The organism is Halostagnicola alkaliphila (assembly GCF_055379965.1).
In genome coordinates, this window is the sequence record NZ_AP043826.1 from 1,832,580 (window position 1) to 1,852,775 (window position 20,196).

The 20,196-nt window shown below is 62.9% G+C and carries 21 protein-coding genes; 14 read left to right on the forward strand and 7 right to left on the reverse strand.

Going from position 1 to position 20,196, the window contains the following annotated elements; genetic code table 11:
- Positions 1-15 precede the first annotated feature (15 nt).
- The 5 genes from ACZ5C7_RS14245 to ACZ5C7_RS14265 all read left to right on the forward strand — a co-directional run bounded on the left by ACZ5C7_RS14245 (position 16) and on the right by ACZ5C7_RS14265 (position 2,869).
- Positions 16-150: a DNA-directed RNA polymerase subunit P gene (locus ACZ5C7_RS14245; protein ID WP_283834098.1), complete on the forward strand. Its 135-nt coding sequence runs from the start codon at positions 16-18 to the stop codon at positions 148-150.
- 4 nt (positions 151-154) lie between these two features.
- The gene (locus ACZ5C7_RS14250; RefSeq protein ID WP_464376955.1) at positions 155-412 is read left to right on the forward strand and encodes a KEOPS complex subunit Pcc1; all 258 of its coding nucleotides are present in this window, start codon (positions 155-157) and stop codon (positions 410-412) included.
- 185 nt (positions 413-597) lie between these two features.
- Positions 598-999 (forward strand): prefoldin subunit beta, encoded by a 402-nt coding sequence (locus ACZ5C7_RS14255; protein WP_464376956.1) that lies wholly within the window; start codon positions 598-600, stop codon positions 997-999.
- Between the two features lie 101 nt (positions 1,000-1,100).
- Positions 1,101-1,364, forward strand: a complete 264-nt coding sequence (locus tag ACZ5C7_RS14260; RefSeq protein ID WP_464376957.1) for a DUF3194 domain-containing protein — start codon at positions 1,101-1,103, stop codon at positions 1,362-1,364.
- Positions 1,365-1,486: 122 nt separating this feature from the next.
- Positions 1,487-2,869: a sulfatase family protein gene (locus ACZ5C7_RS14265; RefSeq protein WP_464376958.1), complete on the forward strand. Its 1,383-nt coding sequence runs from the start codon at positions 1,487-1,489 to the stop codon at positions 2,867-2,869.
- Between the two features lie 100 nt (positions 2,870-2,969).
- Here the strand turns inward: ACZ5C7_RS14265 and ACZ5C7_RS14270 are convergent, their stop codons facing one another.
- On the reverse strand, positions 2,970-3,182 hold the full coding sequence (locus ACZ5C7_RS14270) for a hypothetical protein (protein WP_464376959.1): 213 nt from the start codon (positions 3,180-3,182) through the stop codon (positions 2,970-2,972).
- Positions 3,183-3,220: 38 nt separating this feature from the next.
- On the reverse strand, positions 3,221-5,524 hold the full coding sequence (locus ACZ5C7_RS14275) for a VWA domain-containing protein (protein ID WP_464376960.1): 2,304 nt from the start codon (positions 5,522-5,524) through the stop codon (positions 3,221-3,223).
- A gap of 34 nt (positions 5,525-5,558) precedes the next feature.
- Between ACZ5C7_RS14275 and cobN the strand changes: the two genes are divergently transcribed.
- Genes cobN through ACZ5C7_RS14290 form a run of 3 tightly spaced genes read left to right on the forward strand, consistent with a single transcriptional unit; the run spans position 5,559 to position 11,165 of the window.
- Positions 5,559-9,470: a cobaltochelatase subunit CobN gene (gene cobN / locus ACZ5C7_RS14280; RefSeq protein ID WP_464376961.1), complete on the forward strand. Its 3,912-nt coding sequence runs from the start codon at positions 5,559-5,561 to the stop codon at positions 9,468-9,470.
- A complete protein-coding gene (locus tag ACZ5C7_RS14285) occupies positions 9,463-10,230 on the forward strand; it encodes a precorrin-8X methylmutase (RefSeq protein ID WP_464376962.1) in 768 nt (255 codons plus the stop codon). The genes cobN and ACZ5C7_RS14285 overlap by 8 nt, the downstream gene beginning before the upstream one ends.
- On the forward strand, positions 10,227-11,165 hold the full coding sequence (locus tag ACZ5C7_RS14290) for an SAM-dependent methyltransferase (protein WP_464376963.1): 939 nt from the start codon (positions 10,227-10,229) through the stop codon (positions 11,163-11,165). Before ACZ5C7_RS14285 ends, ACZ5C7_RS14290 begins: the two co-directional genes overlap by 4 nt.
- 135 nt (positions 11,166-11,300) lie before the next feature.
- Here the strand turns inward: ACZ5C7_RS14290 and ACZ5C7_RS14295 are convergent, their stop codons facing one another.
- The 3 genes from ACZ5C7_RS14295 to ACZ5C7_RS14305 all read right to left on the reverse strand — a co-directional run bounded on the left by ACZ5C7_RS14295 (position 11,301) and on the right by ACZ5C7_RS14305 (position 13,279).
- A complete protein-coding gene (locus ACZ5C7_RS14295; RefSeq protein WP_464376964.1) occupies positions 11,301-11,981 on the reverse strand; it encodes a class I SAM-dependent methyltransferase in 681 nt (226 codons plus the stop codon).
- A 318-nt stretch (positions 11,982-12,299) separates the two neighbouring features.
- Positions 12,300-12,464, reverse strand: a complete 165-nt coding sequence (locus ACZ5C7_RS14300) for a hypothetical protein (RefSeq protein WP_464376965.1) — start codon at positions 12,462-12,464, stop codon at positions 12,300-12,302.
- Positions 12,465-12,586: 122 nt separating this feature from the next.
- Positions 12,587-13,279, reverse strand: coding sequence for a hypothetical protein (locus ACZ5C7_RS14305; protein WP_464376966.1), 693 nt, complete (start codon positions 13,277-13,279; stop codon positions 12,587-12,589).
- A gap of 226 nt (positions 13,280-13,505) precedes the next feature.
- Between ACZ5C7_RS14305 and ACZ5C7_RS14310 the strand changes: the two genes are divergently transcribed.
- Positions 13,506-14,837 (forward strand): cobyrinic acid a,c-diamide synthase, encoded by a 1,332-nt coding sequence (locus tag ACZ5C7_RS14310; RefSeq protein WP_464378455.1) that lies wholly within the window; start codon positions 13,506-13,508, stop codon positions 14,835-14,837.
- 55 nt (positions 14,838-14,892) lie between these two features.
- Here the strand turns inward: ACZ5C7_RS14310 and ACZ5C7_RS14315 are convergent, their stop codons facing one another.
- The gene (locus tag ACZ5C7_RS14315; RefSeq protein WP_464376967.1) at positions 14,893-15,321 is read right to left on the reverse strand and encodes a type II toxin-antitoxin system VapC family toxin; all 429 of its coding nucleotides are present in this window, start codon (positions 15,319-15,321) and stop codon (positions 14,893-14,895) included.
- Positions 15,321-15,569, reverse strand: coding sequence for an AbrB/MazE/SpoVT family DNA-binding domain-containing protein (locus ACZ5C7_RS14320; RefSeq protein WP_464376968.1), 249 nt, complete (start codon positions 15,567-15,569; stop codon positions 15,321-15,323). The genes ACZ5C7_RS14315 and ACZ5C7_RS14320 overlap by 1 nt, the downstream gene beginning before the upstream one ends.
- 136 nt (positions 15,570-15,705) lie before the next feature.
- Between ACZ5C7_RS14320 and cbiT the strand changes: the two genes are divergently transcribed.
- From cbiT to ACZ5C7_RS14345, 5 genes are all read left to right on the forward strand, one after another.
- The gene (gene cbiT / locus ACZ5C7_RS14325) at positions 15,706-16,314 is read left to right on the forward strand and encodes a precorrin-6Y C5,15-methyltransferase (decarboxylating) subunit CbiT (RefSeq protein ID WP_464376969.1); all 609 of its coding nucleotides are present in this window, start codon (positions 15,706-15,708) and stop codon (positions 16,312-16,314) included.
- A complete protein-coding gene (locus tag ACZ5C7_RS14330) occupies positions 16,311-17,135 on the forward strand; it encodes a cobalt-factor II C(20)-methyltransferase (RefSeq protein WP_464376970.1) in 825 nt (274 codons plus the stop codon). Before cbiT ends, ACZ5C7_RS14330 begins: the two co-directional genes overlap by 4 nt.
- Complete coding sequence (locus ACZ5C7_RS14335; RefSeq protein WP_464376971.1) at positions 17,132-18,043, forward strand: cobalt-precorrin-4/precorrin-4 C(11)-methyltransferase; 912 nt, start codon at positions 17,132-17,134, stop codon at positions 18,041-18,043. The genes ACZ5C7_RS14330 and ACZ5C7_RS14335 overlap by 4 nt, the downstream gene beginning before the upstream one ends.
- 240 nt (positions 18,044-18,283) lie before the next feature.
- Positions 18,284-19,285, forward strand: a complete 1,002-nt coding sequence (cbiG, locus tag ACZ5C7_RS14340; protein ID WP_464376972.1) for a cobalt-precorrin 5A hydrolase — start codon at positions 18,284-18,286, stop codon at positions 19,283-19,285.
- Entirely contained in the window at positions 19,282-20,196 is a 915-nt protein-coding gene (locus ACZ5C7_RS14345; RefSeq protein ID WP_464376973.1) for a precorrin-3B C(17)-methyltransferase, read from the forward strand. The genes cbiG and ACZ5C7_RS14345 overlap by 4 nt, the downstream gene beginning before the upstream one ends.

Below are 20,196 nucleotides of genomic sequence, written 5' to 3' on the forward strand. Positions count from 1 at the left end.
CAGAGCCAGTTCACCATGAGCTACAAATGTTCCCGCTGTAAACGCGACGTGCAACTCGACGAGTACGGCGGCGTTCGCTGTCCGTACTGCGGACACCGAGTCCTTCTCAAAGAGCGCAGCCGCGACGTCAAAGAAGTCGACGCCCACTAACCGCGTGTCTTCTCACGGCGCAACTCTCGAGTTCGACTACGAGAGATCCTCTCGGGCGCGTATCGTCGCCGAAAGCGTTTCTCGCGAGATCGGCGAAATCGACGACGAACGATCTCGAACAACGATCTCCCGTACCGGTGGGACCGTCCTCCTCGAGATCGAAGCTGCAGACGTCGTTGCCCTTCGAGCGGCACTCAACACCTGGTTTTCGCTGATCGATATCGCGGAGGAAACCGCCACTGTCAGTGAACGATTCGTTTGACATCCCCCTCGCAGTGAACGGAGAGGGACCTTCGGTCCCTCAAGCAGTCGGGCGTAGCCCGACGACGGCGAGGCTTTCTCCTTGCTTCTCCGTAATCGAAGCCGATAGCGGCGGTCAAGACGAGGTGCAATCGATCTCCGAACGCAAAGCTTGGCTTTATCAGTCCGGAGGGCTTCGGTCGAGGTATGCAAGGCAATCTACCACCGGAAGCCCAGGAGAAAATCGAGGAACTGCAGGACCTTCAGGAGACCGCCCAGACGGTCGCCGTCCAGAAGCAGGAAGCCGAATCCTCGCTCACCGACGCCGAGAACGCACTCGAGGAACTCGAGAACATCGAGGGCGACACGACCATGTACCGACAGGTCGGCGAACTCCTCGTCGAAACCGAGTACGACGAAGCCGAAGACGACCTCGACGAGAAGGTAAACGACCTCGAGATTCGACTCGAGACCCTCGAGAAGCAGGAAGAACGCGTCCAGGACCAGTTCGAGTCCTTGCAGGGCGAACTCGAAGAGATGCTCGGCGGCGCTGGCGGCGGCATGGGCGGTCCGGCAGGCCCAGGCGGCCCAGGCGCAGGCGGCGCGTAAGAACGAATTGCGCTGAGGCAAGCGGATTCGACTCGAGACGAAATTCGGCCACGAACTCCCCAACTTTTGGGGCTTCATAACCCACAACAACTGAACCAGCAATGGACACAGATACGAAAGCGGAGTCAGAACCCGACCCGGAAACGGTCGTCCAGACTGCATCCGACGCCGCGGAAGGGCTCATTTTCTCGCGGTACAAGCAGTCGGCGGTCCGCGATTGTGACGTCACGGTCGTTTTCGAAGATGGCGTGTTAGAAATCGACGTCTACCTTGACGCACCCGAAGACGCGGACGACCCCGAAGCGGTCGCCGACGAGGCGGCACTGGCAGGACGGTCGGCAGTCGACGAGTTGTTCGAGGGGTAACTCGCGCTTTTCACCGGAGCGTCACTCTTGTCACCGGAGCGGCCTCGGCCGCATCGATCGGCGATGTCGAACCCGACTGACGGCCAACACTTATCCGCTGTTCTGTGGTGCATGGTGACGCAATGCCGGACACCCAGCCGAACGTCCTTTTGATCCACTGTCACGATATCGGTCAGCATCTCGGCTGTTACGAAGCGGATATCGAAACGCCGAACCTGGATTCGCTCGCCCGCGATGGTGCCCTGCTCGAGGAACACTACGTCAGCGCGCCACAGTGTTCGCCGAGCCGTGGCAGTTTAATGACCGGCCAAATGCCACACGTCAACGGGCTGATGGGGTTAGCACACGGAGAGTGGGAGATCGAGTCCGGTCGACGAGTGATGCCACAGTACTTTAACGAAGAAGGGTACGAAACGCACCTCTTCGGCCTGCAACACATCGCGCAGGATACCGACCGACTCGAGTACGAGTACGTCCATTCGGAAGGGAATCTCTACCCAGGCGTTTCGCCGGAGGTTCACCAGGTGAACCGCGCTCGCACGGTTTCCTCCGTCGTGTCGACGTTTCTCGAAAAGGAACTGTACGAGAACCCGTTTTTCGCGTCGATCGGCTTCTTCGAAGCCCACCGCGCCGAGGAGGAGAACGGACGATTCGGGTTCGAGACCGACTTTTACGGCTGTGACGATCCGGACGACGTGCAGCCGCTCCCCTACCTCCCCGACAGGCACGGCATTCGTCGCGACCTCGCTGCAATGCGACGGATGATATACGCCATCGACGATGCCGTCGGCACGATTCTCGACGGGCTCGAGGAGAACGGGGTCGCCGACGAAACGATGGTGATATTCACGACCGAACACGGCATCGCCTTCCCTCGAGCAAAGGGGTCCTGTTACGATCCGGGTATCGAGGCAGCCTTTCTCGTGCGATATCCCGGCGTTATCGAACCGGAGCAGCGCTACGACGAACTCATCAGTAACGTCGACGTGTTGCCGACGATTCTCGAGTGTATCGGGGCCGATATTCCCGATGACCTCTGCGGACGAAGTTTCTATCCACTTATTAGTAGAGACGGGGAAGAAACGCGAGAACGCGACGAGAGCTACGAGGAACGCGATCGGCTGTTCGCCGAGATCACCTGGCACGACATGTACAACCCGGTCAGAGCGATCCGAACGAAGCGATACAAGTATATCCGGAACTTCTGGCACCTGCCGAAAGTCTATCTGACGGCCGACATCTTCTCGAGCCTCGCGGGACGAGAAGTCCGCGAGGAGTTCGCGACCCCACTGCGAGCCTACGAGGAGCTGTACGACCTCGATAACGACCCGCAGGAGGGCCAAAACCTCATCTACGAACCGCAGTACGAAGACGTCCGTCTCCGACTCGCATCGAGGCTCCGAGAGTGGATGGAAGACACCGACGACCCGCTACTCGACGGGCCGGTTGCGCCGGGCGATTACGACGAGATGGTTTCGTGGCCGGAGCAGAACGAAAGCGACTGAGAGCGGGAGTTCGTCTGGCTCCGGCCGACTCGGTTTTCGGGATCATCCGGTTTACGAGACGCCCACGTGTACCACGAGGCGGATCACGAGACGATCCGAGTTATAGGACAATATGCTTCACCCGTCCGACCGATAGTTTCACGACTGCGTAGATCAGCGGAGACCCGATCATGAACACCCAGTTAACGGACCCTCGGACGAGCGCCTCGTACGCCAGAATTGTCACCCCGAATAGTAGCGCCTCGTACGCCAGAATTGTCACCCCGAATAGTAGCGCCTCGGCGAAATGCTCTCGCCGCTCGTGGTTTCGCATACACTGGACGTGTGATCCCACGATGATAACCGTTCGAGTCACTCGTCTGTTGGGGCAGATTCCGCAACTGAACGCACGGTCTCGACCGACAGCGACGACAGCGAGACTAATTCGCCATCCGTCTCAGCGGCGACGAGTTCCGAGAGCCCCGCTCGAGAGTCGTCTCCGGCGTCGACGACGACGACCGACGCACCGGCCGACCCGAGCCGTCGGGCCGCCCGCCGCGTCGCATCGGTCGGGCTCTCCGTTTCACCCGCGACGTTCGCGCCCCCGTCGGTGACGAGGACGACGACCGAGGCGTCGGATTCCGTCCGCTCGAGTACTGCTCGAGTCGTCTCGAGCCCTGCCGGAAGCGGCGTTCGGTCGCCGGAGGGGAGGTCCTTCAGATGGCGGGCGGCCAGCGTGACGCTGTTGGTCGGCGGCAGGAGCACGTCGGCGTCGTCTCCGGCGAACGCCACGAACGCGACCTCGTCGCGGTGCTGGTAGCTATCCCGAAGCAGGTCGAGGACGACACCTTTCGCCGTCCGCATTGCCGGGCGCATCGAGGCGCTCGCATCGACGGCGAAGACGATCGTTACCGCGGCGTCGCCGCTCCGGACGGATTGTCGGAGGTCTCGCTCTCCGACGCTGGATTCGCCGCGACTCGCCGCCGATCGAACGGATGCGGCGGCGTCGATCGATCCTGAATTCTCGTTCGCTGTTACGGGCTCAGTGCGAACGCGGGCCCCGCGGCCGTCGGTAGTTGGGGTCGTGCTCGCTCGAGAGCCGCCGGGCGCGTTTCCGGGCGTCTCGCGGGGATCGACCTCGAGATCCGGTGCGGCGGCGTCCCCGATATCTGTGCGTTGACCGGGGAGTAGCGGCGTCGCCGTTTCGTCGTCGGTCCCGTCGTCACCGCTCCTGCCGGTTCCGTCGTCACTGCTCCCGTCATTTTCGTCGTGACCGTCGTCGCCGCCACTTCCGTCTTCACCGGCCTCGGAGTCCGATTCTGTGTCGGCTTGCTGTCCAGTTGGTGTGGAAGACCCTGATTTGTTCTCTTCACCGTCGGACGAACCGTCCGCCGATGTCGGTTCCGGCGTCGATTCGGGCGTTCGCTCGCCTTCTCCGTCAGAATCGGTGTTGCAGGGAGAACCTCCTCGGTCTCGAGAGTCGCTCTTGTCGTCTCTGGACTCCTCACTTCCCTCTTTCTCGTTTCCCGCCTGCTCGTCGCTCCCTCTCTTGCTATCGTCAGAACCATCGCGATCACCGTGCTCTGCTTCCGCTTCGTCCTCACCGTCGGACGAGTCGTCGAACTCGTCTTCGAGCAACTCGTCGAGATCCGGCGTCTCCTCGAACGGCGTGCTTCGGAGCCGATGTGGGAGGGTATAGAACGCCGCCTCGTGAACGTCGGGTTCGATGACGGTCGTGCGGCCCTCGAGCGCCGCCAGCGTTCTGGCCGTTCGGGCCGTCGCGACGTCGCCGCGGTGGCCGTCGACGCCGGCCTCGAGACAGAGACGAGCGATGTCGGCTTTGAAATCGATCGGGAGTTCGACGGCCGATAACCGTTCTCTGGCGTCATCGAGGTCCCTTCGAAGCGTTCGAACGTCGTCTGCGTAGTTCGAGTTCGAGTCCGAGCTCGAGCCGTCGCCCTCGAGTCCGAGCGAGCGGTCGATAATCTCGACGCGCTCTTCGACCTCGCGACAGCCTTCGACGGTCGCCTGAAGCGCGAACCGATCTCGAAGCTGTGGCCGGAGGTCGCCCTCCTCGGGGTTCATCGTTCCGATGAGCGTGAACTCGGCGGGGTGGGAGACGCTCATCCCGTCCCGTTCGACGGTGTTGACGCCGGAGGCCGCCGCATCGAGGATCACGTCGACCAGGTGGTCCTCGAGTAGGTTCACCTCGTCGACGTAGAGGATGCCGCGGTGGGCTCGAGCGAGCAGGCCGGGATCGAAATCGGCCTCGCCGGCGAGCGCATCTTCGACCGAAAGGGTCCCGACGACGCGGTCCCGGGTGGCTCCGAGCGGGAGGGTTACGAGCGGAACCGGTCGCGTCTCGACCGGTAATCCCTCTCGAGACTCGTTCGTCCCGCGTCGGTTCGCACGCTCTCGACACTCGGTACACTGCAGACGCGGGTCATCGGGCGAACAGCCGTACGGACAGTCCGCGACGATCCGTTGTTCGGGAAGCAGGTCGACCAGTGCACGAACGGCCGTCGATTTGGCCGTTCCCTTCTCCCCGGAAACGAGCGCACCGTCGAGTTCGTCGTTGACGGCGACGGCGAGCAACACCCGCTTGAGGTCCTCCTGTCCGACGATCGCTGGAAAGGGCAGTGACGATACCTTTTTGTCTCCAGCGTTTGCAACCATGCTTGAGCTAATACAACAGAGGTTTAAAAACACGATGACATCTATCGGGATTTACACTGCGACCGAGAACGAGCTCGGCTCGATCGGCGAGGCCGCAGACCGCCTCGAGGGCGTCGACCTCGTCGTCAGGTCCGAGTCGGATCTGGACGACGAGACGTCGATCGAGGCGTTCGTCGACGAGCTCACTGAAGCGACGGCTGCGATCTTCTGGCTCCACGGTGCCGAGGACAGCATGCCGGGATACGACTACGCGACGGCCGAACTCGAGGACGCGGGCGTTCCACTCGTCGTGAAAGCGACCGGCGACGCCTACGCGTTCGAGGATACGACAGTCGGCGATTCACACCGGGATTTGGCCTACGAATACCTCGAGAAGGGAGGGACGATAAACGTCGAGAACCTGTGTCGGTTCCTCGTCTCGGAATACGGCGAGGGTGCGGATGGCGACCGCCACGGCACCTACAGCGACCCCACCGCGCTCCCGACCGAAGGGGTCTACCACCCCGACTATCCGGGAGTCGAGTACGAGGATCTCCTCGAGACCTTCGATCCGGATCGGCCGACGGTAGCCGTCTGGTTCTACGAATCGCACTGGACCCACGAGAACACGCGCTACGTCGACGCGCAGGTCCGGGCGCTCGAGGAACAGGGTGCGAACGCCTTGCCGATTTTCTGTAACCCGGCGACTGACACTGAGGAACAGGAGGACGCCGAGTGGGTAACCGATACCTGGCTCATCGGTGAACAGGGAGAACCGATCGTCGACGCTGTCCTCTCCTCGTTCATGTTCTCGCTCTCGATGGACGAGCGCGGACGGAGCGCCGACGACGAAGGGAGTTCCGCGGAGGACGTCTTCCTCGACCGCCTCGGCGTACCGGTCCTTCAGACGATCACGACGATGCGTTCGCGCTCGAGATACCAATCGAACGATACGGGCGTGATGGGCTTCGAACTCGCCCTTTCTGTCGCGCTCCCGGAGTTCGACGGCAACGTCATCACCCACCCGATTTCGGGCAAGGAACGCACCGACGACGAGGCGGGGATCGGGAGCGCGCCGAAACACCACTACCCGATCGAGGACCGGATCGACCACGCGACAAGGCTCGCGGTAAACTGGGCCGAGCTTCGCCACACGCCCAACGAGGAGAAGAAGGTCGCCGTCGTCCTGCACAACTACCCGCCGAGCGACGACGGGATCGGGACCGCGTTCGGCCTCGATTCACCCGAGAGCACGGTGAACTTGCTCGAGGAACTCGACGCCCGAAATTACGATCTCGGCGGCGAGATGCCCGAAGACGGCCAGACGCTCGTCGAGAAGCTGACCGCACAGCTCACGCTCGAGGATCGGTGGGTTGCGCCGGAGGACGTTAGGGATCTCTCGGTCGATGTCGTCTCGAGCGATCAGTACGCCGACTGGTTCGCCGACGCGGACGAGCGGTTTCGGGAAAACGTCCTTGAGGAGTGGGGCGAGGCGCCGGACCGACCGTTCGCGATTCCGGGGGTCGAGTTCGGCAACGTGCTCGTCACCGTCCAGCCCCCGCGCGGGTTCGGGATGGATCCCTCGAAGGTGTACCACGATTCTGACCTCCAGCCGCCCCACGACTACTACGCGTTCTACGGCTGGATGCGCGACACCTACGACGCCGACGCGGTGGTTCACCTAGGAACCCACGGGAGCCTCGAGTGGCTCCCCGGCAAGACCGTCGGCCTCGACGGCGAGAGCGCGCCCGACCGGTTGATCGACGACCTGCCGAACGTCTATCCCTACATCGTGAACAACCCCGGTGAGGGGACCCAGGCCAAGCGTCGATCCTACGCCGCGATTGTCGACTACCTGACGCCAGTCATGCGAAACGCGGGAACCTACGACGAGTTATCCGAACTCGAGGAACTCGCGAACCAGTACCGTGAAGCGGGGATGGAAGACGCCCGCGCGGACGACGGCGACCACCTCGAGACGCTTATACGAGAAAAAGTCGAGGAGCTCGATCTCGCGGTCGAGTTGGGGATTACGGGAACGATCGACGAGAAGGTCGACGTTCGCGGCCCCGAGGAGTCGGGAACGACGCTCGCGGAAGGCGAAGTTTCGGGTGATTCTCTCGAGATCGACGACCTCGTCGAACGGATTCACGAGTACCTCACGGACGTCAAGACCACCCAGATTCGGCTTGGACTACACACGATGTCCGAACCGCCGGAGGGTGAGCGCCTCGTCGAGTACCTGGTCGCGCTCACGCGACTCGAGAACCCGGGTGCGCCGAGCCTTCGCGAGAGCGTCGCCGGCGTGCTGGGAATCGACTACCAGACGATGCTCGACTCGCCGGGAGTCTACGACGACGACCTCGGGATGACCTACGCGGAGGCGTCGGATCGCGTCTTCGAGACCAGCGTCGGGCTGCTCGAGACGCTGGCGGAACACGAGTTCGACGTGCCCGAATCCGAAGTGGACGGTGGGCCCGATGACGAGGTCAACATGAACCTGCTCGTCGTCGACCTCGAGACGATCGGCAACGCGCGGGCGAAATCCGGCGCACACGACAACCTTCGGAAAGCGCTTTCGTACATCTGCGAGGAAGCTCAGCCTCGTGTGCAGGGGGCCGAAGACGAGATTCCGCGAACCGTAGATGCCCTCAACGGAGAGTACGTGCCGCCGGGCGGCTCCGGTGCGCCAACCCGCGGCGGCGTCGACCTGCTCCCGACGGCGCGGAACTTCTACACGCTCGATCCGCGAAAGGTGCCGGCGAAGGCCGCCTGGCAGGTCGGCAGTGAAGTCGCCGAAGGCGTGCTCGAGCGCCACTATTCGGAAACCGACGAGTATCCCGAGGAAATCGGCGTCGTCGCCTGGGGGACGCCGACCGTTCGCACCCGCGGCGAGACGATCGCGCAAGTGCTCGCGATGATGGGCGTCGAGCCGCAGTGGACCGACGCGGGTCGGATCGACGACGTAGAGCCGATTCCGCTCGAGGAGCTGGATCGACCCAGAATCGACGTGACGACGCGCGTTTCGGGGCTCTTCCGAGACGCGTTCCCCGCCGCAGCGGGCGTCATCCACGACGCTGTTGACGCCGTCGTCGACCTCGACGAGCCACTCGAGATGAACTACGTCAAGAAACACGTCGAGGAGGAGCAGGCCGAACTCGAGGACGAGGAGGGACTCGATGCGAAAGACGCACGGAAGGCAGCCAAACACCGAGTCTTCACCACAAAACCCGGCGGTTACGGTGCCGGGACGAACAAGGCCGTCGACGAGGGGAACTGGGACGACCGAAGCGACCTCGCGAGCGTCTACGTCCAGTGGGGCGGCTACGCGATGGGCTCGAGAGGGAAGGTCAGCGACGCCCACGCGTCCTTCGAGCGCCGGCTCTCGAGCGTCGACGCGACGGTCAAACTCGAAGACACGATGGAGCAAGACGAGTTCGACTCCTCGGACTGGTACGCCTTCCACGGCGGCTTTATTTCGGCCGTGAGCGAGATTTCGGGCGAGGAGCCGGCATCCTACGTCGGCGACTCCTCCGATCCGGACAACGTCGACGTGTACACGAACGAGGAGAAGGTCCGCAAGTCGATGCGGGCCCGCGTGTTGAACCCTGATTGGCTCGAGTCGATGGAAGAACACGGCTACAAAGGCGCAGGCGATCTTTCGACGACAGTCGACGTGACCCTCGGCTGGGACGCCACGACGGGTGTCGTCTCGGATACGCTCTGGGAGGAGGTCGCCGAGAAGTTCGCCTTCGACGAGGACCGCCAGGAGTGGATGCGCGACGTGAATCCGTGGGCGCTCGAGTCCATCTCGGACACCCTGCTCGAGGCGATCGACCGAGACCTATGGGACGCCGACGAGGAAACCGTCGATCGACTGCGGGACATCAACCTGAGCGTCGAGGGCGACCTCGAGGCGCGAACGACCAACGAGGTCGTCGGCGCGGAGGTGACGAACGATGACTGAGGGCGAGCGCCTCGAGTCTGACGGCGGCCAGGAGTACGCCGATCTGGGCGCGACGACCCAGAACGCGATGGACATCGCGGAGACGAGCATGAACATCGTCCGGCAGTTCGTCCCGGACGAAACCCTGGCCGATCGCATCCGCCAGAAGTCCGTCCACTCGATGGGCGACATCGAGTTCCAGCACCTGATCGAATTTACGGGGAGTGACGAACTCGGAGACGACGAAGATGCGCCGGTTCGGGCGGGTGCGAAGGCGGTTCTCGCGGAGTCGACCATCGTCACCGACATCACGATGTCCAAGGCCGGAATTACGGGCCGCGGTCACAACTGCGAGAAGCGCAAAGCGATCGGCAACGGTGCCGAGTTGGCGAAGGAGACCGGGATGACCCGGACCGCTGCCTCGGTACTCGAATTGGACAAGCAGGGTGTCTATGACGACGCCATCGCGGTCGTCGGGAACGCGCCGACCGCGGCGTTCGCCCTCGCGGACTGTATCGAGAACGGCACGCGTCCGGCCGCCATCGTCGCGACGCCCGTCGGCTTCGTCAAGGCCGAGGAGAGCCGCGTGCGGATCCGCGAGATCAGCGAGGAGTACGACGTGCCGGCGATCACCAACGTCGGCCGCCGCGGCGGAAGCGGATTGGCGGCCGCGCTGACGAACGAACTGATCCACGTCGCGAAAGACGTTCGGACGGACGACCTCGAGTTGGCCCTCAAGGCTGGCGAGAGAGCGACAGAAACGACCGACGAGGATCGATGAGCGACGAGTACGACCTCGAGGCGGGCCCGGATCCGGCGACGTTCGCCGCGGCGAGTTCGGAACCCGACATCGACGAAGAGGAGGACGAACCCGTCTACGCCGTCGGCGTCGGCCCCGGGAACCCGGAATACCTCACGCCTCGAGGACGCCGCGCGATTCGGGAGGCAGACGTGGTCGTCGGCTTTACGACCGTCGTGGAGTTCGTCGAGGAGTTCACCGACGCCGACTTGCTGACCTGTGGCTACAAGGACGAGGCCGACGCCCTCGAGGAGTTCGGTCGGCGCGTCGCGGCCGGCGAGTCCGGAACCGCCGTCGCGATGGGCGATCCGAACCACTCGGGCTACCAGTTCGTCGGGAAGGTTCAGGACGCCGTCGAGCAAAGCTCGACGAGCCCTGACTCGCACGCTCGTCAGGACGCCGTGGAACGAGTTTCCACGAGCCCTGCTTCGCAGACTCAGCAGGACGCCGTCGAGCAAAGCTCGACGAGCCCTGACTCGCACGCTCGTCAGGACGCGATAGAACGCAACTCCACCGAGATTCCGGTTCGCGTTGTCCCCGGCATCTCATCGCTCCAGATGGCCGCGAGTCGAGCCCGAACGCCGATGGAAGATACCGAGTTCGTCACGTTGCACAAGAGCGGCGACCTCGAGGCTGACATGGCTCGACTGGCGAGTGCGGTGACGACGGACGAACGACACGCGCTGGTCCTTCCCCGGCCCTACGACCGAATGCCCGGCGACCTCGCGCAGTTCCTGCTCGAGGCGGGTGCCGATCCGGATTTGGAAGCGCTGGTGCTCGAGAAGCTGACTCACGACGACGAGGAAGTCCATCGGTTCACGCTCGGCGAGCTATCGGAACACGCCGGCGGGAGCGGGAAAGCGGAGACGCCATTTTCCGATCTGGTGGTGTTAGCGGTCAGACAGCCGGTGTGCTGAAAGACAGAGCCGTTTCGGAACGCTTGGGAGATGCCCCCGAATGGAGACGCGTCTCGATATTCTCGATATTTCGACCGTAAATCGCGCCGGAGACGGTTTCTGCGAAGAAAGGGTACGATGTCTCTGGACGACGGCTCACTCGGGGACGTCGCCGACCATAATGTACTGCTCGTAGTTCGGATCCTTCCCCCACAGTACCGCGTCCATCAGGGGTTCGTACTCGACGTTTTCGAGTCCCTGCTCCGCGAGGAACTCTGCTAACTCTTCGGGCGGTCTCCCGTCGTAAAGCGGAAGGTCGTCGTGTATCTCCTCGTATCCGTCGAACGGGTCGTCGAAATCCCAGTGGCCTTCGATCAGGATTATACGTCCCCCGGGTCGGACGACGCGCCGCCACTCCTCGATCGCGTTCGGCGGGGTCGGCAGCGTCCAGATGAGGTGGCGTCCGGTCACCAGATCGAACGAGTCGTCTGATTGGGCTAACGCCTCCGCATCGCCGGCGTGGAATTCGGCCGACCGCTCTATCTGTTCGACCTTTGCTCGAGCCTGCTCGAGCATCTCCTCGGAAAAGTCGATTCCCGTAACGTCGTGACCGAGCTCCGCCAACAACAACGAGATGACTCCCGTTCCACAGCCGACGTCGAGCGCCTGTTGGGGTGGTTCGCCCGTCCACTCCTCCAAGACCGATAGCCACGCCTCGCGTTGCTCGTCGCCGTGAATTCCGTGTTGGCTGTCGTCGTCGAACGAATCGGCGCGGCCGTCCCAGTACTGCTGGACGGCCGCTTTGACTTCCTCGCCGGATTGATTCGGTTGTGTCATGAATGTGTTCCTCGCGGTCGATTTGGTCGCTGTCGCTGAAGACGGTGACCGTCTGCCTGCTGCAGAACGGTTCGTACGGACGCCTGCTGTAGGACGGTTCGTACGGGTGTGGTCTTGAACATTCGCCGCCTCGGGTCGTTCGCTAATTGCATGGTCGTCGTCGAACGGTCTCCCTTTCGCGCGAGACGGATAAGCAGGTTCGCGAAGCGGTAATATCTACACACAGAAGGTTATTACAAATAAAGCGTCGTCTAGTTAGATCTGTGTGGATAAACTGAGAGACACATCTGACACAGCAAAGCGAAGCCGTCGGCATCGTCACTCGTCCTGTGTGTATTCGCGCAACACCGCCGACACCGTCTTCGAAACTTCCTCGAGCGCGACGTCGTTCGTCTTTCTGAGGTCGCCGTCTCGAGCCTCGTTGATGTGCTGAAGCGCTTCTTGAAGGTGATATTCGGTTTCGTCTTCGGTTTCTTCGGTCATTGTGATCGGAACAGTCGTAACCGATCGGTTCCCTTACGTTCGTCGGTAGTGTAAACCAGTCACACGATTTACGCCTTGCAGCCTCGATGATTGTGCGAGGGGCACTTCATCGGCTGTCGATTTCAGTTTCCCTGCTTGAATTCCGTTTCGTCAGTCGATGTCCATCCGAATTCGAGCCACGCGACGCCGGTGGCGAACAGCACCATCCCGATCACATCCGCCAACCCACTCCCGTGAGCGACGATGGCGATCGGTGCGCCACCGAGTAAGACGAGGGGGACGAGCGGGGCACCCGAACGGCGCAGTACAACGCCGATAGCGACGACTGCGAGAAGGATTCCGATGGTCCCGAGTAGGGCCAGTACCCCGATCACTCCGTTTATCGGCTCCGTAAAAATCACCTGAAGGACGGCTTCGACGCCCTCCTGCTGTTCGGTGGAGAGGTTCTGTGACTCACGGAGGAGGATTCCAGTTGCGATGCCAGCGATCGATTCGAACGCGATATAACAGACGAGGTATCCCGCGATTCCGATCCGTCCGATGGTCGCAGTGGTACCCCGATAACCGGCTAGAAGTACGTAGAGGACGACTCCGAGCAGGCCAAAGAGAGGCAAGAGGAGGATGTGAATGTAGAACCACGTGTCAGCAACCGGTTCGAGATTGGAGTACACCTCTTCGCCAGCGGCCGGATGAAACCACAACACCGCTGCGAGTGCGAGCGGGGTGCCCAGAAGGAGTAGCCACCGACCGACGAGTTTTAGAGAAGCAGTCGGTCCAGCGTCTTTTAGCGATCCCACAGGTTGTTTAGTTGTCATGTATACAAACATCTAATGCCAAATAATATAAAATGTTTCGGGTAGTTATCCAAGCCCCTCGTAAACGTCGGATCCACGGTGGAGCCAAGCGAGAGACTCGGTACTGTATCGGGACGATTACTGTACCCAATTAAAACGGACAGTCGCCCATTATATCGAACTCGCTGGCGCTATCGGCGGCCTCACCGACGGATTCAAGTTCGGTTGTCCGAACGCAACCACAATGATGAACGGATTCGTCCTCGGCGGCGTCAGTTCCGGAGTCGGGAAAACAGTCGCAACCCTCGCAATCGTCCAGGCCCTCGAGGATGCGGGTCACGAGGTTCAACCCGCCAAAGCCGGCCCGGACTTCATCGATCCGAGCCATCACGAAGCGATCGCGGGTCGGCCGTCTCGAACGCTCGATCGCTGGCTCTGCGGCGAGGAGGGTCTCCTTCGGAACTACCGGCGCGGCGAGGGAGATATCTGCGTCGTCGAGGGCGTCATGGGCCTCTACGACGGCGACGGCTCGAGCACGGCCATGGTTGCCGAAGCCCTCGACCTTCCCGTCGTGCTCGTCGTCGACGCCAAGGCGGGGATGGAAAGCGTCGCGGCGACGGCGCTCGGGTTTCGGGAGTACGCGGACGCAATCGGTCGTGACGTCGAGGTCGCAGGAATCGTCGCCCAGCGCGCCCACGGCGGCCGCCACGAGCAAGGCATTCGCGACGCCCTTCCCGACGACCTCGAGTTCTTCGGGCGGATTCCCCCGAAGCCGGACCTCGAGATTCCGGATCGACACCTCGGTCTCGAGATGGGCGAAGAAGCGGCGCTGCCGAGAGAAGCGCTTCGGGAGGCTGCGGAGCACTTGGAGGCCGAGCGGTTAGTCGACGTTGCGAGCGAACCGCCCGAACTCGAGACCGCCGCGGCCGAGACCGTCGCCGGCGCAGGGGGGACAGATCCGTCGGTCGACGCCAGAATCGCCGTCGCCGACGACGCCGCTTTCTGTTTCCGGTATCCCGCGACCCTCGAGCGCTTTCGCGAACGCGCGGAGCTGGTCGCGTTCTCACCGCTCGCGGGCGACTCGGTTCCCGACTGCGACGGCGTCTACCTCCCCGGCGGCTACCCCGAACTCCACGCGTCGGAACTCGAGTCGGCGGGAACGCTCTCCGAACTCGGGAGGCTGGCGAGCGAAGGGCTCCCCGTGCTCGGCGAGTGCGGCGGGCTGATGGCGATGAGCGAGTCGCTGACGACCGCCGAGGGCGAGACAAGCGAGATGGCCGGCATCCTTCCTGCGGACGTGACGATGCACGACCGCTATCAGGCGTTGGATCACGTCGAACTCGAGGCGATCGATGGAACCCTGACGGCCGAGGCCGGCGAGACGATTCGGGGTCACGAGTTTCACTACTCGAGCGCCGACGTGGCGGGCGACGCCCGCTTCGCGTTCGAGACGGTTCGCGGGGACGGTATCGACGGCGATCATGATGGATTGGTCGAATATGAATCGCTCGGCACGTACGTCCACGTCCACCCCGAAAGCGGGGCGTTCGATCGGTTCCTCGAGTCGGTCGGGAATTGAAGCGGCTCTCGAGTTGTTCGGGAATTGAAGCCGATAGCAGATCGGGTCGCTCTCGTTACTCGAACGGATTGTCAACCGTCTCGAGCCGTGCAATTCCCTCGACGGCGTCGAAGTCGTCGTCGAACGAATAGAGGTACTCGATGTCCTGTCGTTGCATCGAGGCCGCAATGACGCCGTCGGTCAGCGATAAGTTTTCGTAGCGTCTAAACAGCGACCGCCCGGCGTCGAAATCGGTTTTCGGCGTGTGGACGATCTCGAAGCCGCCGCTCTCGATAACTGCGTCGAGCGTTCGCACCGCGATCTCGTGTGACCCTCTCGCCTGAAGGTAATTGCTGACTTCTTCGAGGATGTCGCTCAAGATGAGCGCCGTCGGCAGTTCGTTTTGATCGAACGCCTGCGAAAGCGCGAGCGCTCGATCGTGATCCTGATCGCGCGACAATCGCGCGGCGATAAGCACGTTCGCGTCGACGACGACTCGCGCCATCAGCTGTCCCTGGCGACGAGATCGTGGTCGTCGGCCGCGTTCGTGTCCACTCCGATATCCACCGGCTTGAGTTCGGAGAACGCGCCGTACCGTTGTTTTACGACTTCGATCGAGAGGTTTTGCTCCTCGTCGACGCGCCACCGGAGTTTATCGCCCGCTTCGATGCCCGCTTCTCGTCTGACCGCTGCCGGCACCGTGATGGAGTAGCTGTCGTTGATCGTCGTCTCGTCTTCGACACCACGGGACATAGCGATACGTAGCGCCTCGGCCGGGAAATAATTTGCCTCGCAATTTCCGTTCCGCGCTCAACCGCAGCACACCACAACACCACTTGATCTACTCCAAACAAAATTGTTTTAGGGGTGGCTTCTGTTCCATCCGGTGATGCCACCCATCGCGCTTCCACACGATGCGAAGGCCGGGCCGACGAAGTCGGAGGTCCGCGCCGTCGTCCATTCGAAACTCGCCCTCGAGGCCGACGACCACTTCGCGGAGGTCGGCTCCTGTACGGGAGCGATCACCATCGAAGCGGCTCAGCACGCTGGGCGAGTGACCGCTCTCGAGCGGAAGGCCGAACGACTCGAGACGACGGAGAAGAACCTCGCCGCGAACGAGGACTCGATCCGAGCTGATGTCGAGCTCCGGAACGAGGAAGCTCCCCAGGGGCTTCCCGACGACGCCGATGCGCTCTTTCTGGGCGGGAGTCGGAACTTCGAATCCGTCCTCGATCACGCCGTCGAGACCGAAATCGATCGCGTGATCATGAACGTCTCGAGACTCGAGGTCGCCGGTCGCGCAACGGAGGCGTTTCGAGAGCGGGACCTGCTCGAGGATGTCGTCCAGTTCCAGGTGAGTCACGGCTACGAACTCGCCGGGGCGACGAGTTTCAATTCGGACAACCCGGTCTACATGCTGGTCGGGAGCGCGACACCCGACCACGAGACCGACGATGGCGAAAAAGTGGCCGCCGACGGAGGGAGCACTCTTCGATGACGCTCTACGGAATCGGCCTCGGCCCCGGCGAAGCCGACCTCGTGACGGTCCGCGGAAAGCGAGTGCTCGAGGAAGCCGACGTGGTCTACTCGCCCGGTCGCCTGTCGCGGTCGGTCGCGCTGAACCACGTCGACGAGTCGAAGATCGGCGATCTGGACTTTCCGATGACCAAAGACGAAGAGAAGCTCCGCTCGGCCTGGAAGGAAGCCGCCGCGGAAGTCGCGCCTCGAGCCAGAGAAGGCGACGTCGCGTTCGTCACGCTCGGCGATCCGAACGTCTACTCGACCTTCGGCCACCTGCGCCGGACGATCGACGCCTTCCACGACGGCGTGGACCTCGAGATCGTTCCCGGCGTGAGCGCGGTGACGGGTTTTGCGACCGCGATGGGGGTCGAAATCGAGGCCGGCGCGGGGCTCTCCCTTCGCGAGGCCGCGGACGGGGCGAGCCCGACCGGTCCGGATCGGATGATCCTGTTCAAAGTCACCGACGCGCCGGCGACCCACGAGGGGCTCGTGGAGGCGGGGTACGACGTGACCTACGGCCGACGGCTGTTCATGGAACAGGGCGAGACGCTGATTACGGACGACCCCGCCGACATCGACGAACGGGACTACTACACGCTCGCCTACGCCGAGAAAAAAGACCTCGAGATCGAATCGGCGACGGCTGCTTTTCAGACCGATGACGAGGCAGGATCAGACGAGACGACTGCAGGCGGCGAGCCGGTCGCGGACGGCGGTCGCGACCGGCGCGACGACGAACTGGTCGAACTCGAGCACACCGAAGGCTGTGAAGGCGGCGACTGTGGAGGACACCGATGACTGACGATAACACGCACAACGACCCGCAGGATGCAATCGATTCGCAGGGCGAGCGCCGCCGCGAGGAACTGGACGACCGAATTTTCGACCACAGCGCGGGAGACGACCAGGAGGGTATCCCCTTCGTCGGAGCCGGTCCCGGTAATCCGCGACTACTGACCGTGGCCGGAAAGGAACTGCTCGAGGAGGCGGACCTCGTCGTCCACGCCGGCTCGCTGGTCAACAGCGAGCTGTTGGATGAGTACTGCGCACACGCGGAGTTGGTGAACTCTGTCGGAAAGGACCTCGAGGAACTGATCCCGCTAATGCGCGACTCCTACGAGAACGGCGAGAACGTCGTGCGGCTCCACAGCGGCGACCCCGCGATCTACGGGGCCGCCTTGGAGCAGATGGACGCGCTGGAACACGAGGGCGTGCCGACGTACTTCGTGCCGGGCGTCACCTCGGCGTTCGCGGCCAGCGCGACCCTTCGGACCCAACTGACGTTAAATGAGGTCTCGAACCACGTCGCGTTCACCCGGCCGCAGGGCAAGACCCTGACCGAGGAGGAAGACCACATTTCGGAGTTCGTCGAGATGGGCGACGTGACGACCTGCATCTACCTCGGCACCCACGCGGTTCGGGACACGATGGATCGCCTGCTCGAGGACGACCACGATCCAGAGACCCCGGTCGCGGTAATCTACCACGCCTCCTGGCCCGACGAGGACGTGATTATCGGCTCGGTCGGGAACATTGCCGATAAAGTCGAGGAAGCCGGCTACCGGGCCTCCGCGCTGGTCGTTATCGGCGATGCGGTGACGGGAGCGGGCTACGAGCGATCGTTCCTCTACGGCGACTGGGCTAATAGGGGGTCCTCGGGGAGTTCGACTGAGAACGCGAGCGAACCGGAGGCGAGTGATGACTAGAATGACTTCGAACAGACACAACTCGAGCAGCAACCGCAGAATAGCGGGTGAAAGCCCCTTTCGCTGTCGGCTCCCGGGCCTCGCTGCGCGCTTCGGTCGCTCACTTCGATCGCTCCCTGCAGTGCTTACGTCGTCCGGGTTCGCCCACAGCGAAAGCCCCTTTCAGTCCCACCCCCGCGGTGGACTGGACGGGTTGGTTAGACGTGGAGAATTCGGTTTTGCTACGAGAGAGGTTTCAACATGAGTTCAGGAACTGAGAACGCGGACGGGACGGACGACTCGAGTTCGAGTACAGATTCCGGCGGTCACTGTTCGACGGCGGATTCGGACGGCGAGGTCGCCGAGGAGATCGCGATCGTCTCCTTCGGTCGGAAGATGGAGACCGCCGAGGAGATTCAGGCGGAGATCGGCGACCGCTACGAGGGTATCGATATCATCGAGTACCACGGCGATGTCTTCGAGGAGCACTGGGGCGAGTACGACTGCTTCATCGGCCTGATGGCTTCTGGGATCGCGATGCGAAAGACGGCCCACCTGCTCGACGACAAGTGGGAGGACCCCGCGATCTGCGTCGTCGACGAGGAACTCACCTGGGCCATCCCGATCACGGGCGGCCACCACGGTGCGAACCAGGTTGCACAGGACCTGGCGACGATGGGTGCGGTTCCGGCGATGACCACCGCGAGCGAGGCCGCCGGCAAGCAGGGCGTCGAATCCCGCGCGAAGGCGATGGACGCCCACGTGGTCAACGGCGACTCGACGGTGAAGACGAACCTCGCCGTGCTGGATGAAAATCTCGGCCCCGTGGCGCGACTCGAGGGGCCGAAGGCCGTCCTCGTCGGCGACGACGTCACCGTCCTCAAGCGAAACAAGGACGACGGCATCGTGCTGGGCACCGGAAGCGTCTCGGGTGCGAGCAAAGAGGCGTTCCTCGCCGCCTGGGAACAGGCGCTCGAGGAAACCGACTATAGCTTCGACGACGTCGAGTTCGTCGGCACGGCGACCCGTAAGGAAGACGAAGAAGGACTGCTCGAGGCCGCGGACGAGCTCGATCTCGGCGTCGTCGTCTTCGACAAGGAAACGCTCCTCGAGCACGAGGGGCCGACGCCCTCGCGGTCGAAGGACCTGATCGGCTGGCCGGGCGTTTCGGAGGCGAGTGCGATCGCCGGCGGGGCCGAAAACGAACTCGTCCTCGAGAAGCTCGGCTACGAAAACGAGGTCACGGTGGCGATCGGCAGATGAGCGGCGCTGAGAGCACTGCAGACGAAGCGGGTTTGGGAACCCCCGAAGAGTACGGGACCCTCTACGTGGTCGGTATCGGGCCCGGTCTGCCGGATCACATGACCGCGAAGGCGAAGGCGGTGATCGAATCTGCCGATTGCGTGATCGCCTCCGATCTCTACCAGGAGTTCCTTCGCGACGACGGAACGCTTCCGCCGGAGGAGGCGGTGGACGACGAGGGGATCGCGACTCGAGAGAATGGCACCGCAGCGCGAGCCGAAGGTGACCGCGAGGACGGCTTCGAACAGCAGATCGTCCGCTCGACGATGGGTCGCCAGATCGAACTGGCGAAGGAAGCGTTCGACCGCGTTCGAGAAGGCGAAGATGTCGCCCACGTTTCGGGCGGTGACCCCTCGGTCTACGGCAAGTCGGATCTAATCTTCCTGATGGCCGAAGAGGAAGACGCGAACGACATCCCCGTCGAAATCGTCCCGGGGCTGACCGCGGCGCTCGGCGGCGCGGCCAACGTCGGCGCGCCGCTGTGTAACGACTTCTGTACGATTTCGCTCTCCGATAAGTGGCGTGGCTGGGACGAAATCGAGGAGAAGCTCCGCGCGGCGGCGATCAGTGGCTTCGTGATCGTCCTCTACAACTGCTGGCGAAACTACGAGAAGGCGGTCGATATCGTCCGCGAAGAACGGACCGACGACGCCTACGTGGCCATCGTCAACGACGCCGGCCGCGAAGACGCTGGCCGCAACGGCGAGGATCACTTCATCACCAGCCTCGGCGAGGCGACGGATCACGACGACAGGGTCTCGGGCATGGGTACCTCGCTGATCATCGGGAATCACGAGACCAAGACCTGGGAGAACGACGACCGAACGTACCTCGTCACCCCCCGCGGCGGGCGTGACGTCGACAATTTCTAA

What these genes read in the sequence shown, in the direction of transcription:
- ACZ5C7_RS14245 (WP_283834098.1), top strand. Translation starts at nt 16, where the DNA reads ATGAGCTACAAATGTTCCCGCTGTAAACGCGACGTGCAACTCGACGAG.
- ACZ5C7_RS14255 (WP_464376956.1), top strand. Translation starts at nt 598, where the DNA reads ATGCAAGGCAATCTACCACCGGAAGCCCAGGAGAAAATCGAGGAACTG.
- ACZ5C7_RS14260 (WP_464376957.1), top strand. Translation starts at nt 1,101, where the DNA reads ATGGACACAGATACGAAAGCGGAGTCAGAACCCGACCCGGAAACGGTC.
- ACZ5C7_RS14265 (WP_464376958.1), top strand. Translation starts at nt 1,487, where the DNA reads ATGCCGGACACCCAGCCGAACGTCCTTTTGATCCACTGTCACGATATC.
- ACZ5C7_RS14270 (WP_464376959.1), bottom strand. Translation starts at nt 3,182, where the DNA reads ATGCGAAACCACGAGCGGCGAGAGCATTTCGCCGAGGCGCTACTATTC.
- ACZ5C7_RS14275 (WP_464376960.1), bottom strand. Translation starts at nt 5,524, where the DNA reads ATGGTTGCAAACGCTGGAGACAAAAAGGTATCGTCACTGCCCTTTCCA.
- cobN (WP_464376961.1), top strand. Translation starts at nt 5,559, where the DNA reads ATGACATCTATCGGGATTTACACTGCGACCGAGAACGAGCTCGGCTCG.
- ACZ5C7_RS14285 (WP_464376962.1), top strand. Translation starts at nt 9,463, where the DNA reads ATGACTGAGGGCGAGCGCCTCGAGTCTGACGGCGGCCAGGAGTACGCC.
- ACZ5C7_RS14290 (WP_464376963.1), top strand. Translation starts at nt 10,227, where the DNA reads ATGAGCGACGAGTACGACCTCGAGGCGGGCCCGGATCCGGCGACGTTC.
- ACZ5C7_RS14295 (WP_464376964.1), bottom strand. Translation starts at nt 11,981, where the DNA reads ATGACACAACCGAATCAATCCGGCGAGGAAGTCAAAGCGGCCGTCCAG.
- ACZ5C7_RS14300 (WP_464376965.1), bottom strand. Translation starts at nt 12,464, where the DNA reads ATGACCGAAGAAACCGAAGACGAAACCGAATATCACCTTCAAGAAGCG.
- ACZ5C7_RS14305 (WP_464376966.1), bottom strand. Translation starts at nt 13,279, where the DNA reads ATGACAACTAAACAACCTGTGGGATCGCTAAAAGACGCTGGACCGACT.
- ACZ5C7_RS14310 (WP_464378455.1), top strand. Translation starts at nt 13,506, where the DNA reads ATGAACGGATTCGTCCTCGGCGGCGTCAGTTCCGGAGTCGGGAAAACA.
- ACZ5C7_RS14315 (WP_464376967.1), bottom strand. Translation starts at nt 15,321, where the DNA reads ATGGCGCGAGTCGTCGTCGACGCGAACGTGCTTATCGCCGCGCGATTG.
- ACZ5C7_RS14320 (WP_464376968.1), bottom strand. Translation starts at nt 15,569, where the DNA reads ATGTCCCGTGGTGTCGAAGACGAGACGACGATCAACGACAGCTACTCC.
- cbiT (WP_464376969.1), top strand. Translation starts at nt 15,706, where the DNA reads ATGCCACCCATCGCGCTTCCACACGATGCGAAGGCCGGGCCGACGAAG.
- ACZ5C7_RS14330 (WP_464376970.1), top strand. Translation starts at nt 16,311, where the DNA reads ATGACGCTCTACGGAATCGGCCTCGGCCCCGGCGAAGCCGACCTCGTG.
- ACZ5C7_RS14335 (WP_464376971.1), top strand. Translation starts at nt 17,132, where the DNA reads ATGACTGACGATAACACGCACAACGACCCGCAGGATGCAATCGATTCG.
- cbiG (WP_464376972.1), top strand. Translation starts at nt 18,284, where the DNA reads ATGAGTTCAGGAACTGAGAACGCGGACGGGACGGACGACTCGAGTTCG.
- ACZ5C7_RS14345 (WP_464376973.1), top strand. Translation starts at nt 19,282, where the DNA reads ATGAGCGGCGCTGAGAGCACTGCAGACGAAGCGGGTTTGGGAACCCCC.